At 55.0% G+C, this 16722-nt stretch carries 14 protein-coding genes and 1 pseudogene; 5 read left to right on the top strand and 10 right to left on the bottom strand.

Annotated features, from left to right (window positions below; translation table 11 throughout):
- Positions 1-5 precede the first annotated feature (5 nt).
- From P6M73_RS14980 to P6M73_RS14990, 3 genes are read left to right on the top strand one after another with little or no spacing between them, the layout of a single operon-like run.
- Positions 6-929 carry a branched-chain amino acid ABC transporter permease gene (locus P6M73_RS14980; RefSeq protein WP_277853823.1) on the top strand — a complete coding sequence of 308 codons (924 nt, stop codon included), beginning with the start codon at positions 6-8 and terminating at the stop codon, positions 927-929.
- Between the two features lie 4 nt (positions 930-933).
- A complete protein-coding gene (locus P6M73_RS14985) occupies positions 934-1722 on the top strand; it encodes an ABC transporter ATP-binding protein (protein ID WP_277853824.1) in 789 nt (262 codons plus the stop codon).
- Positions 1706-2410, top strand: a complete 705-nt coding sequence (locus P6M73_RS14990; RefSeq protein WP_277853825.1) for an ABC transporter ATP-binding protein — start codon at positions 1706-1708, stop codon at positions 2408-2410. The genes P6M73_RS14985 and P6M73_RS14990 overlap by 17 nt, the downstream gene beginning before the upstream one ends.
- A 104-nt stretch (positions 2411-2514) precedes the next feature.
- Here the strand turns inward: P6M73_RS14990 and P6M73_RS14995 are convergent, their stop codons facing one another.
- From P6M73_RS14995 to P6M73_RS15025, 7 genes are all read right to left on the bottom strand, one after another.
- Complete coding sequence (locus P6M73_RS14995) at positions 2515-4119, bottom strand: Na/Pi cotransporter family protein (RefSeq protein ID WP_277855793.1); 1605 nt, start codon at positions 4117-4119, stop codon at positions 2515-2517.
- 495 nt (positions 4120-4614) lie between these two features.
- Positions 4615-5508 (bottom strand): Mrp/NBP35 family ATP-binding protein, encoded by an 894-nt coding sequence (locus tag P6M73_RS15000; protein ID WP_277853826.1) that lies wholly within the window; start codon positions 5506-5508, stop codon positions 4615-4617.
- 193 nt (positions 5509-5701) lie between these two features.
- Positions 5702-6505: a YhfM domain-containing protein gene (locus tag P6M73_RS15005; protein WP_277853827.1), complete on the bottom strand. Its 804-nt coding sequence runs from the start codon at positions 6503-6505 to the stop codon at positions 5702-5704.
- The gene (rsmA, locus tag P6M73_RS15010) at positions 6489-7340 is read right to left on the bottom strand and encodes a 16S rRNA (adenine(1518)-N(6)/adenine(1519)-N(6))-dimethyltransferase RsmA (protein WP_277853828.1); all 852 of its coding nucleotides are present in this window, start codon (positions 7338-7340) and stop codon (positions 6489-6491) included. Before rsmA ends, P6M73_RS15005 begins: the two co-directional genes overlap by 17 nt.
- Positions 7341-7352: 12 nt before the next feature.
- Complete coding sequence (gene rnmV, locus P6M73_RS15015) at positions 7353-7895, bottom strand: ribonuclease M5 (RefSeq protein WP_277853829.1); 543 nt, start codon at positions 7893-7895, stop codon at positions 7353-7355.
- A gap of 189 nt (positions 7896-8084) precedes the next feature.
- A complete protein-coding gene (locus tag P6M73_RS15020) occupies positions 8085-9179 on the bottom strand; it encodes a resuscitation-promoting factor (protein WP_277853830.1) in 1095 nt (364 codons plus the stop codon).
- Positions 9180-9400: 221 nt separating this feature from the next.
- Positions 9401-10171, bottom strand: a complete 771-nt coding sequence (locus P6M73_RS15025; RefSeq protein ID WP_277853831.1) for a TatD family hydrolase — start codon at positions 10169-10171, stop codon at positions 9401-9403.
- Between the two features lie 286 nt (positions 10172-10457).
- Here P6M73_RS15025 and P6M73_RS15030 point away from each other — a divergent pair, with 286 nt between their 5' ends.
- Positions 10458-11141 (top strand): Crp/Fnr family transcriptional regulator, encoded by a 684-nt coding sequence (locus P6M73_RS15030; RefSeq protein ID WP_277853832.1) that lies wholly within the window; start codon positions 10458-10460, stop codon positions 11139-11141.
- 250 nt (positions 11142-11391) lie between these two features.
- Positions 11392-12267 (top strand): carbohydrate kinase family protein, encoded by an 876-nt coding sequence (locus P6M73_RS15035; RefSeq protein ID WP_277853833.1) that lies wholly within the window; start codon positions 11392-11394, stop codon positions 12265-12267.
- 168 nt (positions 12268-12435) lie between these two features.
- Here P6M73_RS15035 and P6M73_RS15040 read toward each other — a convergent pair whose 3' ends face one another.
- The 3 genes and pseudogenes from P6M73_RS15040 to metG all read right to left on the bottom strand — a co-directional run.
- Entirely contained in the window at positions 12436-13401 is a 966-nt protein-coding gene (locus P6M73_RS15040) for a hypothetical protein (RefSeq protein WP_277853834.1), read from the bottom strand.
- Between the two features lie 438 nt (positions 13402-13839).
- On the bottom strand, positions 13840-14334 hold the full coding sequence (locus P6M73_RS15045; protein WP_277853835.1) for a GNAT family N-acetyltransferase: 495 nt from the start codon (positions 14332-14334) through the stop codon (positions 13840-13842).
- A gap of 62 nt (positions 14335-14396) precedes the next feature.
- Positions 14397-16358, bottom strand: a pseudogene (gene metG, locus P6M73_RS15050) (methionine--tRNA ligase); the annotation flags it as partial.
- Positions 16359-16722 lie beyond the last annotated feature (364 nt).

The following is a 16722-nucleotide window of genomic DNA, read 5'->3' on the forward strand; positions in this document are numbered from 1 at the left end:
ATTCCATGAAACAGCTTATCAATCGAACAAACCTGATCCGGACCGGCGGAGTGCTGGCGATCTATCTCGCCGTGTTTCTCCTGATGCAGGTCGGAATCATCGACTCTTATCTTTTCCTGAATCTGGTGACGATCGGGATCAATATCATCCTGGCTGTCAGCCTGAACCTGATTACGGGTTATACCGGACAGTTCTCCCTGGGTCACGCGTCGTTCATGGCCATCGGCGCATATACCTCCGGCATCCTTACCGCCCGCCTGGATCTTCCGTTCATTGTCGGAGTTCTGGGTGCGGCGGTCATGGCGGCGTTGGCCGGTGTTCTCATCGGCGCCCCGACGCTTCGGCTGAAAGGCGATTATCTGGCCATTGCCACCCTTGGCTTTGGCGAAATCGTCCGGATCATCGGCCTGAACTGGGAATATGCCGGAGGCGCCATGGGGCTCAACGACATTCCTCGCTACACCACTTGGACCTGGCTGTTTGCCTTAACGGTGCTGACGGTTGTCGTCATCTCCAATTTCATTCATTCCCGCCACGGCCGTGCCGTCATTTCCATCCGCGAGGATGAGATCGCCTCGTCTTCCATGGGGGTCAATACCAGCTTCTACAAAGTTCTGGTCTTTTCCCTGGGAGCCCTGTTTGCCGGCGTCGCCGGCGCGCTGTACGCCAACTATTTCTATTTCATCAAACCCTCCTCCTTCGGCTTCATGCGTTCCATCGATATCCTGGTGTTTGTGGTCATGGGAGGACTGGGCAGCATCCGCGGCTCCATCGTCAGCGCCATAGCCCTCACCCTGATCTCCCTGTCACTGCAGGGAATCCCCGAACTGCGCATGGTGCTCTACGCGGTCATCCTGTTCATCATGATGGTGTACAAGCCGCAGCGGCTCCTGGGACGGTTCCGCACACTGATTAAGAAGGAGGCCTGATTCCATGGATATACTGCATGTTAAGAACCTTACGAAATTTTTCGGCGGCGTCAAGGCCGTTCAGGGAATCGACCTGACCATCGCCCAGCACCAGATCACCGGCATCATCGGACCCAACGGGGCCGGCAAGACCACTTTCTTCAACCTGCTGACCGGCATTTACGCTCCCTCATCCGGCGAAATCACTTATCACCTGGCGGAAACCGTCGGTTCCCGCCAGCTCAAGCCGCAAAAAATGGCCGCCTACGGCGTGGCCCGGACCTTCCAGAACATCCGGCTGTTCAAGGACATGACCGTCAGCGACAATGTGCTGCTCGGCTGCCACTGCGGCATCCACTACGGCCTGATCCCCTCCCTGCTGCGGCTGCCGCCGTATTTTCAAGGTGAGGACGAGGCCCGCGAGAAAGTGGCTGAACTCCTGACCATCTTTAACCTGTATGATCTGCGTGATGAAAAAGCCCGCAATCTGTCCTACGGCGACCAGCGCAAAGTTGAAATCGCCCGGGCTCTGGCCTCGAATCCGAAGGTTCTGCTCCTGGATGAACCTGCGGCAGGCATGAACCCCCGCGAGACGCATGAGCTGACCCGGCTGATCCAGTGGATCAAGGACCGCTTCCAGCTGACCATCATCCTGATTGAGCACGACATGTCCCTGGTCATGAATCTGTGCGACCGCCTCTACGTGTTCGACTACGGCCACCTCATTGCGCAGGGCACGCCGGAGCAGGTCCAGCAGGATGAAAAAGTCATTCAGGCTTATCTGGGAGGTGATTACATTGCTAAAGCTAACTGATCTGTCCGTTCATTACGGGGCGATCCAGGCCCTCAAGGGCATTACCCTGACCGTCGGGGAAGGCGAAATCGTCTCCCTGATCGGAGCCAACGGATCCGGCAAGACCACCACGCTGCGGACCATCTCCGGCCTGGAAAAGAAAAGCGGCGGAACCCTGGAGTTCCTGGACAAAGATCTCTCCCGGATGGCAGCCAGTGACATCGTGCGGGCCGGCATCTCCCATGTCCCGGAGGGACGGCGGGTATTCCCCCGCATGAGTGTCTTTGAGAACATGGAACTAGGTGCCATCACCCGCACGGACAAAACCGCGGTGGAACAGGATTTTGAGCACTGCTTCGAACTCTTCCCCCGGCTGAGGGAACGCCGCCAGCAGATGGCAGGCACCCTGTCCGGCGGCGAGCAGCAGATGCTGGCGATTGCCCGCGGCCTGCTCTCCCGGCCCAAGCTGCTGCTGCTGGATGAACCCTCCATGGGGCTGGCTCCCCTGATTGTGGAAGAAATCTTCCAGATCCTCCACGACATCAACCAGTCTGGCACCACGATCCTCCTGGTGGAGCAGAATGCCAGCCTGGCGCTGAGCTTCTCCCATCGCAGCTACATCCTGAAAAACGGCCGGATTGACCTGGAAGGTCCGTCCCAGGAACTGCGCCACAACGAAGAAGTGAAAAAAGCCTATCTGGGGGGCTAGCCGGTTATCCGGCAAGCTCAGCCAACTTACATGAAAAAGCGATCCGACCATTTGGTCGGATCGCTTTTTCGCGTTTTACGTTTTTTTATAATGGATCTCTTCGCTTAGGCTGAAACCACCTCATCCTGAATATGAGCAATGGTATCGGCAATGTTCTTGGAGTGATCCCCGACGCGTTCCATGTTGGACAGCAGATCCAGGAACAGGATACTGGCCAGCGGAGTGCACTGTCCGGCGTTGAGCCGGCGGATGTGGGTGTCGCGGTATTCTTTCTGGAGATCATCGATGCGTTTTTCCACCTGGACAATGGACAGCGCTTTCTTCGGATCATTGGTGCGGTAGCTTTCAATGGCGGTATCAAGCGCCAGGATGGTGTAGTTGTAGATATTGGCCAGTTCGACCTTGGCCGTTTCGGAGATCGCGACATTTTTCCGATGCTTCTCTTCGGCCAGTTCAATGATATTTTCCGCATGGTCGCCAATGCGCTCAATGTCATTGATCACATGATAGGTATCGCCGATCCGGGCAAATTCATTGATGTCCAGATCGCTGCCCGAGAGCTTGACCATAAACTCCGTGATGATTTCGGTCAGCGTATTGATGCGCTGCTCATTCTGATAGATCTCATCCATTTTGGCCAGATCATTGCTGACAAAGGCATCGATGGCCATCTGGAAGTTCTTCTTGGCCAGTTCGGCCATTTTCACCGTTTCCTTGATGACCTGGCCTTCCGCAATACTTGGCGTCTGCAGCAGGCGGCGGTCCAGGATCTCGGACGGTTTTTCCTCCTCCGGTCCAACGATGGCGGCGGACAGACGGATCAGGACATTGGCAAAGGGCAGCAGCAGAAGGGTATTAAGCGTATTGAAAATCAGATGAATGAAGGAGATCTCCAGTGTCACACTGCCCGGCGAGATGATCTTCACCGCCTGAATCAGAAGCGGTCCCAGCGGCAGGAACACGACCGTTCCAATCACGTTGAAGAGCAGATGGATGACAGCGGCCCGCTTGGCCGTCTTATTGGCCGTGATGGAGGACAGCAGCGCTGTAATGCAGGTTCCGATGTTCGCGCCCAGAATGATCGGGAATGCGACCTCAATGGATATGCTCCCGGTTTTGGTCAGGGCAATCAGTATTCCGGTGGAGGCTGAGCTGGACTGAACCAGCAGCGTAATGCCAAGACCGATCAGAATTCCCAGGTACCAGCGATGTCCAATTTCTACGATGAGAGTCCGGAACGCCTGAGAATCTTTCAGGGGCGCCATGGCTCCGCTCATGGTTTCCATGCCCAGCAGCAGGATTCCGAAACCGAGAAGGATCATGGCCAGGTCCCGTCGTTTCTTGGCCCGGGAGAACAGCACCAGGACCGTTCCGACAAACAGCAGAATGGGTACCATCGCATCAACATCAAAGGTAACCAGGAAGGCCGTGACTGTCGTACCGATGTTCGCGCCCATGATGATGCCGGTGGCCTGAACCAGATTCAGGATGCCGGAGTTGACGAAGCCAACCACCATGACGGTAGTAGCCGAGCTGGATTGTATAATCGCCGTAACAGCAGCACCGACGGCGACCGCGCTGATCGGATTGCTGGTAACTTTCTCCAGGATGAATTTCAATTTATTGCCGGCGGCGCTTTCCAGACCGTCGCCCATCATTTTCATGCCATACAGGAACAGCCCCAAACCACCGAGCAGCCAGATAATCATATTAATGTCCAATGTAGTATTCCTCCACGAAATTTTTCCCTTTTCTATCATACAGAAAAATTACTGAATGTTAACATTGATTCACCAAACTTAACCTTGATTTAACAATGCCCGATTTCATCATATCACAATGGCAAATGACCTGCATTTAAATCTTCGGATTCAAAAAAAGCCAGTCTAATTATTGAATATGTTTTCACAAATAGTCGGATTCGCTGTTGATTTTGCATAAATCCGCCATATTGCCACATTGTAAATATTTACACGGAAAAATTCGTTAAATAACATTCAGGCCCGGAACGGTTCATCGACTCATTGGTGCCGACCGCCCGTTCCGGGCCTGAATCATGGGATGTCTGAACTTTCTCTATCTCTTCATGAAACATGAAGCGAAGGTTTTGCAGAGGCGGCGGCTCCTCCCGGACGTACCGGCACAGGGTCATGCCGAACTACGGATTCCCGAGACTCTGGCACTTCTTCGCTGAGCGCCTGCTGTTAGAACAGCGGAATTGATTTCTTCTTATTGGCCTTGTTGCGAGCCATGATCTCTTCCTCATCGGAGCGGAAGGCTTCCATCAGCACATCATATTCCGGATTGCCGTGAGCATACTGCTCGGCCTGACCCTCCTCCAGGTATCTGGTGAAGGCGGGATCCAGCGGCAGTTCGCACAGCAGCTCCAGGCCCATATCCTCCGCGACCTGGGATGAGGGGTTCTGACTGAAGATATAGTGCTTCTTTGAGCATTCGTCGCACTTGAAGTAAGCCATGTTCTGGATGACTCCCTTGATCGGAATCTCCCGGGTTTTGATCATGTTGACAATCTTGTTGACGATCATGGTCACCATGTTCTGCGGCGTGGAGACGACCACAAAGTAATCTACCGGGAACTGAGTCATGATGGAAATGGCGACATCTCCGGTGCCGGGGGGCATGTCAATGAGCAGGTAGTCCAGCTCGCCCCATTCGGTCTCCTGAAACAGCTGCACCAGCGCGTTGGACAGGATGGGTCCGCGCCACATCACCGGCTGTTCCTCCTCGATCAGGAAGTTCATGGACTGGAGCCGGATGCCCAGGCGCGACACCATGGGCGTCATCATCATTACCTCCGGGTCCTCGGTCGGGATGTAACCCGAGCGTCCCTGCTCGACACCAAAGAATCGCGGAATGGAAGGTCCCGTAATGTCGGCATCCAGGACACCGACGGATTTGCCCAGCTTCGTCAGGGCAACGGCCAAAAGTCCGGTGACGCTGGATTTTCCAACGCCTCCTTTCCCCGAGATCACGCCTACGACGTGCTTAATTTTTCCGAATTTCGGCTTAAGCAGTTCACAGGGCTTGTCCTTGAGGCAGTTCGGCTTCATGGCACAGGTATTGCAAGTAGTCGGCATATCGATGTTCTCCTTGATGATTGAAATTGAGGGGGCTGTGCCCCCTGGGTCAAAATTGAAATAATGGGGGCTGTGCCCTCAGGGTCAGATGATGGAACTGACGGGGGCTGCGCCCCATTGGTTCTATGATTGAGCTGGCTTACGGCTTACACCAGCGCCGGGTTCCGGCGCGAGGGCAGCTCTTGGGTACAGCTTAGAATCCTTCCGGCAACTCATCCGACACCTGGGTCGTCCAGGCCTCGTTGGCGTAGCTGGCGAGGATATAGTAGCGGATGGTCTTCTTGTTGATGTTGTCCCGGACTTCCACCAGGGCTTTGTAGAGGTTGGTTTTATAGCCCCTGGTCCGGATGTTCATCACTACGTCCGTTTCCCGGTCGGAATAGACCGGGTGGATGCCAAGACCGTTAAGTTCCAGGTTGAAATCCAGGATTTCGTAGGACATCTGGAACTTGAGCATTTCCTTGTCTTCATTGATCATGATGCCCAGCGACCGGTCCGGAAAGTCTTCGCGGACCTTGCGCGCCGCTTCCAGGATCGAGCCGTAATAGCCCTGGAAGAAGTCCTGCGGCTTGCGCAGGGCAAACAGGTTCTTGATCAGACTGGCATCAATGCGGTTGAGTACCAGGTAGACCTTGTCGTCATTATAGAAGTTCCCGCCGTCTTCCTGGGTTCCGACGCCGGAGGTGTAGTAGAACTTGCGCACTTCATTGTCATAGGTCGTAAATTCAAAAATGTAGTCCGGTTCCATGGTGTTGGTCTCTTCCATCGGCATGGCGGCCGCCAGCGACTCATGGAGCTCCCGGATCGTATCCGCGTCGGTGACCACAAAGCGAAAGCCGATGTCGCGGGTGCTCTGGACCACGATCTTGGCCAGATTTTCGGGAGTCACCCACTTGAAGTCCTCATTCTGGTAGGTCAGCTTCAGCAGCGAGGTGCAGCCTGACAGGGTCAGGATAAAGGCCAGTGCCAGCAAAAGGCTTCTATTGATTTTCTTCATGACCCAACCGCTCCTTTATCTCATCGCTGAGCCGGGCGAATTCTTCAATCGTCAGGGTCTCGCCCCGCCGTCCCGGATCGATGCCGGCTGCGGCAAAAGAGTCGGCCATGATGACCGGATCAATGCCCATAGGTTTCAGGGTGTTGTGCAGGGTCTTGCGCCGCATGGCAAAGCTCTGGCGCACCAGCTGGAAGAACAGCTGCTCATCCTTGGGGGCAACCCGCCTCTGGCTGCGGCGATCCAGCCGGATGACCAGCGAATCCACCTTAGGCTGAGGAATGAAGGAGACCGGCGTGACCAGGCGGATCAGTTCCGTATCGGCATAATAGGATATCAGCACCGACAGCGAGCCATAGTCCTTGGTCCCCGGCCCGGCGTTCAGACGCATGGCCACTTCCTTCTGAATCATAATGGTAATGCTCTGCCAGGGGAAATCCTCTTCCAGCAGGCGCAGCAGGATGGGAGTCGTCACGTAGTACGGCAGATTGGCCACGACTTTCACCGGAGCTCCCTGCGTCAGCGCCTTCAGATCCGTCTTGAGGACATCGCCTTCAATCAGCCGGAAGTTGTCATAGTTTTTCAGTTCTTCCTTCAGAATCGGGATCAGAGCCGAATCAATTTCGACGGCAGTTACCTGACCGGCTGCCTCGAGCAGTGCCCGGGTCAGCGTGCCGACACCCGGTCCGATCTCGATGACATGATCGGCCTTCGTTATGTTGGATCCCTCGATGATATCGCGTACCACGGTGGGATCCACCAAAAAATTCTGGCCCAGCGATTTGGTAAATCGAAAGCCATATTTTTTGACCAGTTCTTTTGTATTTAATCGTTCCATAGATACTCCTGTTTATTGATCTCCGGACAAGGTGCCGGCGACCCGTTCGAATTCTTCCCGGCTGATGCCGTAATTGTTCAGTCGGGACAAAAGAGTTGAGGCACTGCCATAGCCGACGCCCAGCTTTTTGCCCAGCGCTTCGCGCCGCTTCTTTGAATCGGCCCGCCCCATCAGGCCATGGGCCATCAGATCCCGGGTCGTGAACTCCTCGCGCGCTTCGCAGGTCGAGGCATGGGCAGTAGCCAGCGCCCGCCGGATGCTCTCCGGATTGGCGTTTTCCACACCGATATCGCCTTTTCTGGTGCCTTCTTCGCGCATGATATAGGCATGCCGGACTCCGGGACAAAGGGCTTCGATGCGCCGCCGGATCGTTTCTCCCGCATGATCGGGATCCGTCAGTACAATGACGCCCCGCTCCCTGCCGGCTTTCTGAATCCGCCGGATCGTTTCGCCCGTGATGCCAAACCCGTGGACCGCGATCACCTCTGCCTCAACGGCCTGTTTTACGGCAGTCACATCGTCCCGGCCTTCCACCACAATGATTTCTTTGATCATATCCTGCTTCCTTTCCCAAAGTCTCCTATTTATTATAGCGGATTTTTCCCTGCCCACACAAAAAATCGCAGTCGTCTCTCCTCCGGTCAGACAATTGCAATTCTGACAGGCAGCCTCTCCCTCCTGACCGGGTCAGACGAAAAATAACCGGGCAGCGGCGGTGAGCCGTGCCCGGATAGCTGATCTTTCCTATTTGACGTAGCCTTTGACTTCCTTCAAGCCCATGTTGTTTACTCTGGCCAGGTAGGTGCTGTTTGATTCTCCGCTTCTTCTGGGGATGAACACATCCAGGCGGGTGGAGCTGTAGAAGTTGCTGCCGCCGCGATCCTTGACGGTAAAGGTGCCCCAGCCGGAGAGATAGATTTTCTTTCCCAGCGAGTAGTAGTTGGAAGCTACCATGCCGTAGCGCAGGCTTTCACCGGTCGCTGTAATGGTATATCCGCCATTCTCGGAAGGCAGATTGGTGTAGAAGGACAGCGTGAAGGTCTTCCAGTTCTTGTCGGAATCAGAATCGGTATCGGTAGTGCTGACCTTTTTCGCCACCGGTTTTTTAACTTCCGGCGCTTTCCTGACTTTGACGACCGGCTTCTTTTCCACTGCGACGGTTTTTTTGACCACCACCGGTTCCTTGGTTCCCACCAGGATGGTCTCGGCAACGGGCAGGCTTTCCACATAATCTGAGAGAATTTCTTCGCCTGTCAGCTGGCCATCCACATATACCATGCGGCGGGTAGAAATCCGTTGTCCCATCTGGCCGGAACGCTCAACCTTTTCTTCGCCTTTGGGAAGATCCGCGGTCTGTACTCTGGTCTGGCCGTAGGCCACCGGAATGACTTTGGTCTGTTCCATGATTCGAACTCGCGACAGGATGAGTTTCATGCCCTCGGTGACCGGGGCAGTGAGTTCAGAACTGAGGCGGTCATGCTCGCCTCGGCTGAGGTTCATTTCCTTCAGCAGGGCTGCCACGTTGTCTGCCTGTGTGACTCTCTCATACAGAAGACCGTCGGCCATGACGCTGACGTTTCTCGCTTTTTCTATCATAATATGGTCGGTCTGGTGCAGCTGATCCGTCAGGGCGACATTCAGTTCGTCCTGCGGTCCTACTTTTACGCCGATTTCTTCCAGCAGTTCTCCGACCTGATCCTTTGAAGTGAAATAAGTACGGGATGTTCCATTGACATCGACCTGAACCCGATTCACCTGATTGTAGGGAACCTGAGTTGAGGTGATCATCAAGCCGGCGGACAGCGCCAGGCTGGTGGTGATCTTTAGGATATGTATCAAGGGGATTTACCTCCATAGTGAACAGTTTTTTCTGTTTCTGTCTCTATTTTTGCGTGCCGTTTTTCGACGGCTACAAGAATTCATTATAGGGAACACGCCTTGATCCGTCAAAAAAACAGGAAAAACCATTGGTACGACTAGGTTTCTCCTGATTTCCGGCTCTATTTATGAACGAATTGTTAACGAAAAATTGAGGCTTCTTTACAACTTTCTTTATTTGTTCAGGTTGTCATTCCGAAAAACCGCAGAGCATTGTCATGCAGGATTCGGGCCGTCTCATCTACGGCCAGCCCTTTGATTGCGGCAATGGCCTCGATGACATAGGGGATATAGTCGCTGCGGTTACGCTTGCCGCGGTATGGGACCGGGGTCAGGTACGGCGCGTCCGTTTCGGTCAGCAGGTACTCCAGGGGCGTTTCGCGGATGACTTCCGGAAGCTTTTTGGCATTCTTGAAGGTGGCCACCCCGCCGATTCCCAGGAAGATGCCCTGGCGGACAGCAAGCTCTGCGATCTCGGGCGAACCGGAAAAGCTGTGCAGCACAAACTTCAGGTCCCGGTGCTGTTCCAGAAGATCCATGATGTCCCCATAGGCATCGCGAACATGCAGTATGACTGGCTTTGCGGCTTCCCGAGCCAGTTCGAACTGACGAACCAGGATCTCCTTTTGCCACTCCCGGGAAGGATTGTCTTCCCAGTAATAGTCCAGTCCGATTTCCCCGACTGCCACCACCCGATCATGCCGAAGCAGCTCCCGGAGTCTTTGCTCCACTTCATCCGTGTAGTCGCGCCCGTCTGAGGGATGAATGCCCAGGGCCGCATAGACAAACGGATACTCCTGCGCCAGATGTAAAGTCCGCTCCACCGATGCCCAGGAAGAGGCGCAGTTAAGCACATGGGTCACGCCCTGGCGGTGAATTTCCGAGAGTACCACCGGACGATCTTCCTCATAGGCTTCATCGTCATAATGGGCGTGTGTATCAAAAATTTTCATAAGTTGTCTCCTTTACAGTGATGAACTAATTGTAAACAATTCGACCACTTTGTTCATTTATTGTTCATAATATCAGGTCCGTTGCTGATATATGGCCATTTCTGTCAGTTTTAAAGTTTTCTTCACACCTGTTAATTTTGTTTTTCCAGTTATGCCAATGCAAATTCCATCCCAATCGCCATGCGGTCTCCGCTCATTCCGCCCCGAAAAGGTTCTTACATTATTCTTACAACAAAATGAATCGGTTCTGCTATGATAGGAATAACCAGACAGGAGGACTTACAAATTGATCACCGACTACTTGGACGTAATCATCTCTCTGCCGCTGTTCCAGACCTTTACCAGGGATGCCCTGCGCAGCTGGCTGAATCTATACAATTATAGCATAGCAGAATTCCCCCCCGGCTCGACCATCTTCAATGAGGGGGAAGAGTGCCGCTCCATCTTCGTCATCCTATCGGGAACAGTCATGATCCAGAAGATTGATTCCTCGGGGCGCTACTTCAATGTCGGGGAAGCGGCCGTCGGAGAAATCATGGGCTCCAATGTCATGTTTTCGGATCATACATTTTACCCGCTTTCCACCACCGCCATTACCAATGTGAAGCTTCTGTCCCTGCCCAGGGAGCTTGTCATCAAGCTTTGTCAGGTCAATGTCCATTTTCTGGAGTCCCTGCTCCGGATTTCTTCCGGCAAAGCCTTTCTGCTGACCAAGCGGCTGAATGAAGTCACGGTTCAGACCCTGAAGCAGAACATTGCCCGGTTCCTGCTGAAAGAAGCAGACGCCCAGGACACTGCGCTGATCACCCTGCCCTTCACCAAGAAGGAGTGGGCTGACCTGCTGGGAGTCCAGCGCCCGTCCCTGCAGCGCGAGCTCAAGCGTCTGGAAGAACTGGAATGCATCATTGTCCGCCGCGACCAGATCCAGCTCCTGGATAAGGAACTCCTGCAGCGGCTGGCCGATGAATAGGCGTGCGCAAAGAACATTCTTTTGATTAAGGATGAATCCTGAAATCAAGAATCCTGAATCCAAGATGAGTCAGTCTTGAATCAGTCATGAATCCTAGATCCATCCGAACGAATGGATCCCGCTTCACGATCACTTGGCAGCCATTCCGCATTCAGCGCCCGGTCAGCAGGACCGGTCAATCCCTGGAAATGAACCAGATCCGAACTTGAGAAACGCTCTGATCGAAATCAACCGTACGAGGGGGGGTATCATGGCAGACATTTTGGTTATGGGAGGCGCCTCCTATGACACGATTATCCAGCTTCCAAAAAATCCCGTCACCAAAGGGACATATTACGCAAAGGACGCCTATGACCGCTGCGGCTCCACCGGCATTGCCAAGGCAGTCGCCCTGCAGAAACTGGGGGCCAGTGTAACCTTGCACACCCTGCTGGGCGAAGACCTGGAAGGACAGGCCATCACAAAGCACCTGCGGCAATGCGGCATCCATCTGGTGACAGACCCGGACCCGTCCGGGACTGAGCTTCACTTCAATCTGCTGGATGAAGAGGGGGAGCGGATCACGATCCTGCTGCCCCGGGGCAGGGACCACCGCCGGATCAACGAAGTCCGTCTGCGCCGGCTGATTGCCGACGCCCAGCTGGTTGTCCTGAATATTCTGGAATATAACCAGCCCCTGATTCCTCTGCTGGAGGGCAAGGAGGTCTGGACCGACCTGCAGGATTATGTGGAGCAGGATCCCTACTATACGCCGTTCATTGAGGCATCGCAGGTCATTTTTCTATCCTCCGACCGACTGACCGATTACCGCGCCACCATGCGCCGGCTCGGTCAGGGGGGAAAGCTCATCGTGGCCACCCACGGCAAGGAAGGCTCCACCGCATTCTGGAATCACCGCTTCTATGAGCAGAGCGCCCATGATTTTCATCTGGTGGATTCCGAAGGCGCCGGTGACAACTACTTTGCCGGATTCCTGGTGGAGTATCTCAAGAAGCAAAATCTGGAACGTTCCCTCATGATGGCCTCCGTCGCCGGCGGCCTCTCCATCGAAACGAAGGAGCTGGTTCCGTCCGACCTGACCTACGATATGCTGGTCAGCACCATGATCCGGAAGGGCATCCGCTGACGACGTCAGCTGACGGCATCCGCGTTCTGACATCAAAATTGCATCCGAACCCCTGAAAAACGGAAGAAGGCCGCGCGGCCTTCTTCCGTTTTTCATTGTTATTGTGCCGCAGACCTGAGCCGCAGACCGGGATCGATTTTCCCGAGTCTGGCTTTGCTGGGCTTTCGCTTATCGGACCCGGCCATACCGGGAACCCTTGTAGATGGCAGTTGCTGACTCAGCCAGTGTGACAATCAGAATGACCGCCGTGATTCCGGCAATCAGGCGCTGGAAAGAAAACGGCACGTAGCGCTCGAAATTCAGCAGCAGCTCCGGATGATAGAGGCTCATCCGGGTGATGGTGAAGACAATGATCAGAGCAGACACGATATTCAGCGCCGAGGTGACCAGTGCCAGCGGCAGAGTCCACCGTCCTTTTACCAGCTTCATCAGTTCGATCAGAATGTTCAGGGCAAAGACCGCCAGCAGCATGTTCTTGAAGGGAGCCAGTCCCTGATCGCTCAATAGCGGTGTGAACCCGGTGGCCGGTTTCAAGCTTTGGTAGACGCCCAGTTTTTCTGCCGAAACATAGAGCAATGGAACAAAGACGGCCGTCAGGATTAAGGCAACAATGGGTTCGGACTTGGGAATCAACGCTTTTTTCTCTGGCAGATCCGGCAGTTTTGCCGGGTCAAAGACCGACTTATTCTCCGCCTCGTTCAGAGAAACCTCATTGTATTCCAGCAGGGCGAAAATACCGGTCACCCAGGCAGCGCCCTGCAGCACTGCTGAGAACACCGCGCTCAGGTAGTCCGCGACCATGAGCCCCATGGTCTGCGGGGCAAAGATCAGGCGAATCATGGTGGCAATGGAAATTCCCAGGAAAATAGCACCGGACACAATTTTCAGCACCATCAGGTATTTGTCAAAGTACGCCGGCCCGATGAGGAAGCGCTGGCGGCCACGGTAGTGGTCGGCCTGACCGGCCGGATCACCAAGCTCGCGCAGAACCAGATCAATCCGGGCTTCTTCGGACAGAGCCGGATCCAGCTCGGTCATTTTCTTTTGAATCAGTTCCCGCAAGTCCCGTTCGGTTTCTCCTCGCAGTTTGTCCGGAAGGCGCTTCAGGACTTCATGGATGTACCGGTCAATCATGTGGATTCCCCCTCAACACATTACAGTGTAAATTCCAGGCGATGAACTGTGAAGCCTCACCCCCGGGGTCAGACGCTTCGCCTGCTCTCAATTCATTCATACTCCCGGGCACGAAACTTGTCAATGGACAGTTTCTGTCGCTTCCCGGATTGATCGAAGAAGCGGACTTCCTCACCGGGATCTGAAAGATGGCACTGCCGAGGCACTGTCAAAGCACTGCCGAAGAACTGCCAAAGCACTATTCCATCATATTGTGCCCGGATCCAGAATCTGGGAAAAGGCCAAAAAGCGCCCGTCCCCGGTCTGATTCGGCGAATCGGACCGGGGACGGGTGATCTGAGGGGCATGGAACGCCTGTTTCTGCGCTCCCTGGCAGTCAGTGTGTCGTATTGCCGTCAGGCTGTCGCATTGTTGACAGACTGTCATATAACTCCCGGATTATATCCCACCCTTTGGGTTCACCTTGTGGTAGGCCCGACGGTGATCTCCGTCGGGGAGTGTGACTCGTCCGACATAGGTAAAGCCTTCCCGTTCCAGGAGCCGGCGCATGATGGCATTGGCTTCGTGGGTATCGATGCGCAGGCTGTCGGTCTGGGTCATGGCCCAGGCGATGACTTCCCGCAGTACCCCTTTGGCGCCGTAGGCTCCGATGCGGTGAATCACCCGATAGGGCTCCTCGTTGAGCCAGGTCCCCTCCAGAGTGGCATAGGCTTCCTCGGGTCCTTCGGTGAAGGCAAATCCGCCGACCAGCTGATCCCCCTCCAGCACTTTATAGAGCTGTCCCCGGGCGATATCTTCCAGCAGCAGCTCCGGGGCAGGATGCCCCTCCCTCCACTGCGTCGGATTTCCGCTCTCGCGCATGAGACGCCGGGCATGATCATAGATCACTGCCAGTTGGGGCAGATCCCGGATTTCCGCTTTTAAGATCTTCATACGGCACCTCCTCGTGCTCTGTCTGCCGCTGCAGGGGGTCTCATCCCCCTGCCCGGTCGGCATCAGCGAACGGTACTGCCGGATGGAAGGTCGCCCACCGGGCTGACCAGGTAAAGTGCGGTGTCCTCCTCATCAGCGGCCGACAGGATCATGCCCTGGGAATCCTGTCCCATGAGCTTGGCTGGCTTTAAGTTGGCTACGACGATGACCGTCTTGCCCACGAGCTCTTCGGGTTCATAGAACTGAGCGATGCCCGAGAGGATCTGTCGCTCCTCGCTCCCCAGCTGAACCTTGAGCTTGAGCAGCTTCTTTGATTTCTTGACCTTTTCGCAGGCCAGGACTTTGGCCAGGCGCAGGTCGATCTTCTCAAAGTCTTCATAGCTGATCTCCGGCTTAAGCGGCGCCATGGCCGGCAGGACTTCGGTCTGGGGCAGGCTCTGCAGTCTCAGGGCTTCCAATTCCTCCAGCTTCTTCTCCACATCGATGCGGGGGAAGATTACTTGTCCTTTTGCCACGCTGTCCCCGGCCTGGATTCCGCCGAAGGAGTCCAGGGAACCAAATCCGGTGACTGAACTGTTGATCTGGCTCAGCACCTTGCCTGAGGTTTCCGGCAGGAAGGGCTCCAGCGCCACGGCAATGAAGCGCAGGGATTCCAGCAGGTTGTATAGAACCGTGCCCAGCCGTCCCTTCTGCGATTCCTCGCGGGCCAGAACCCAGGGCATGGTCTCATCAATGTACTTGTTGGCGCGGCCGATCAGTGCCCAGATCTGAGACAGGGCTTCCGGAATCCGCAGATCGTCCATGGCTTCCTCCAGCTTCGCCGGCAAAGCCAGGGCTGTTTCAATCAGGTTCGCGTCAAACTCTCCCGGCGTGTCGGGAACGGGCACTACGGATCCGAAATACTTCTCCACCATGGAGACGGTCCGGGACAGCAGGTTGCCCAGGTCATTGGCCAGATCCGAGTTGATCTTGCGGATAAAGGATTCATTGGTGAAATTTCCGTCTGAGCCGAAGGGGATCTCGCTGAGCAGGTAATACCGGATGGGGTCTACCCCGAAGTGCTCCGCCAGAACCACCGGGTCCACAATATTGCCCTTAGACTTGCTCATCTTGTCATTGTTGAACATGAGCCAGCCGTGGCCGTAGACTTTTTCAGGCAGCGGCACATCCAGGGCCATGAGCATGATGGGCCAGTAGATCGTATGGAAGCGGATAATATCCTTGCCGACCAGGTGCAGATCGGCCGGCCAGAACTTCTCCACGTCGTGATATTCGTCATTGAGATAGCCCAGGGCGGTCAGGTAGTTCGACAGCGCGTCGATCCAGACGTAGATAACGTGCTTTTCATCAAAGGGAACCTTGATGCCCCAGTCAAAGCTGGTGCGCGATACGGCCAGATCCTGCAGTCCGGGCTTGAGGAAGTTATTGAGCATTTCATTCTTGCGCGATTCCGGCTGGATGAAATCCGGATGATCCTCAATGTACTGGATCAGGCGGTCAGCGTACTTGCTCATCCGGAAGAAGTAGGACTCTTCCTTGGCCCGCTCCAGCGCGCGGCCGCAGTCCGGACAGGTATGGTTTTCCCCGACCTGGGTCTCGGTCCAGAACGCTTCATCCGGCGTGCAGTACCAGCCTTCGTACTCGGACTTGTAGATGTCGCCCTGATCGTAGAGCTTCTGGAAGATGGCCTGAACCGACTTGACGTGATAGTCATCGGTGGTCCGGATGAACCGGTCATAGGAAATGTTCATGGTTTCCCAGAGGGCCTTGATGCCGTCGACAATCTGGTCGACATACTTGATCGGTGTGACGCCCTTTTCTTCCGCGATGCGCTGGATCTTCTGCCCGTGTTCGTCCGTTCCGGTCAGGAACAGAACCTCATGGCCGGTCAGGCGCTTGTACCGGGCCAGGGCGTCCGCGGCCACCGTGGTGTAAGTGTTGCCGATGTGCAGGTTGGCTGACGGGTAGTAAATGGGGGTTGTAATGTAGTAGGGTTTCTTGCTCATCTTGATGGTCTCCTTGTCAGACCGGAATGATCCGGCTTATTGCGGTTTGCTGGATGGAAAAAACGAAAAATCTCCGGGACAAAAAGTCCCGGAGACGCGAATACGTGATACCACTCCGTTTCACGGCCCTCTCGCGAGCAGCCGCCTCTGGGGGTCGATCGATCAACCCCTCGGACCGTTAACGCAGTCCCTGCGTGCTCCCTACTGACTGGTTTCAGGAGTCAGCACTCCGGGGCCATGTTCATCCTGCGTCCGCCGGCAGCTTTCACCATGATCTGCCTCGCTGTTATACTGACCTTCAGAATTACTCTTCCCTTCTTCGTGCATAGTTTATCATAGCAAAAGAATGGAATGGATTCAAGGGCTGCGGGTCGGACCGGAA

The sequence above is a fragment of the Anaerococcoides asporogena genome (assembly GCF_029590275.1).
Taxonomy (GTDB): Bacteria; Bacillota; Clostridia; order Clostridiales; family Clostridiaceae; genus JG1575.

Bases quoted from the DNA above. Each gene is read 5' to 3' on its own strand.
- P6M73_RS14980 (WP_277853823.1), top strand. From the start codon at position 6: ATGAAACAGCTTATCAATCGAACAAACCTGATCCGGACCGGCGGAGTG.
- P6M73_RS14985 (WP_277853824.1), top strand. From the start codon at position 934: ATGGATATACTGCATGTTAAGAACCTTACGAAATTTTTCGGCGGCGTC.
- P6M73_RS14995 (WP_277855793.1), bottom strand. From the start codon at position 4,119: ATGATTATCTGGCTGCTCGGTGGTTTGGGGCTGTTCCTGTATGGCATG.
- P6M73_RS15000 (WP_277853826.1), bottom strand. From the start codon at position 5,508: ATGCCGACTACTTGCAATACCTGTGCCATGAAGCCGAACTGCCTCAAG.
- P6M73_RS15005 (WP_277853827.1), bottom strand. From the start codon at position 6,505: ATGAAGAAAATCAATAGAAGCCTTTTGCTGGCACTGGCCTTTATCCTG.
- rsmA (WP_277853828.1), bottom strand. From the start codon at position 7,340: ATGGAACGATTAAATACAAAAGAACTGGTCAAAAAATATGGCTTTCGA.
- rnmV (WP_277853829.1), bottom strand. From the start codon at position 7,895: ATGATCAAAGAAATCATTGTGGTGGAAGGCCGGGACGATGTGACTGCC.
- P6M73_RS15025 (WP_277853831.1), bottom strand. From the start codon at position 10,171: ATGAAAATTTTTGATACACACGCCCATTATGACGATGAAGCCTATGAG.
- P6M73_RS15035 (WP_277853833.1), top strand. From the start codon at position 11,392: ATGGCAGACATTTTGGTTATGGGAGGCGCCTCCTATGACACGATTATC.
- P6M73_RS15040 (WP_277853834.1), bottom strand. From the start codon at position 13,401: ATGATTGACCGGTACATCCATGAAGTCCTGAAGCGCCTTCCGGACAAA.
- P6M73_RS15045 (WP_277853835.1), bottom strand. From the start codon at position 14,334: ATGAAGATCTTAAAAGCGGAAATCCGGGATCTGCCCCAACTGGCAGTG.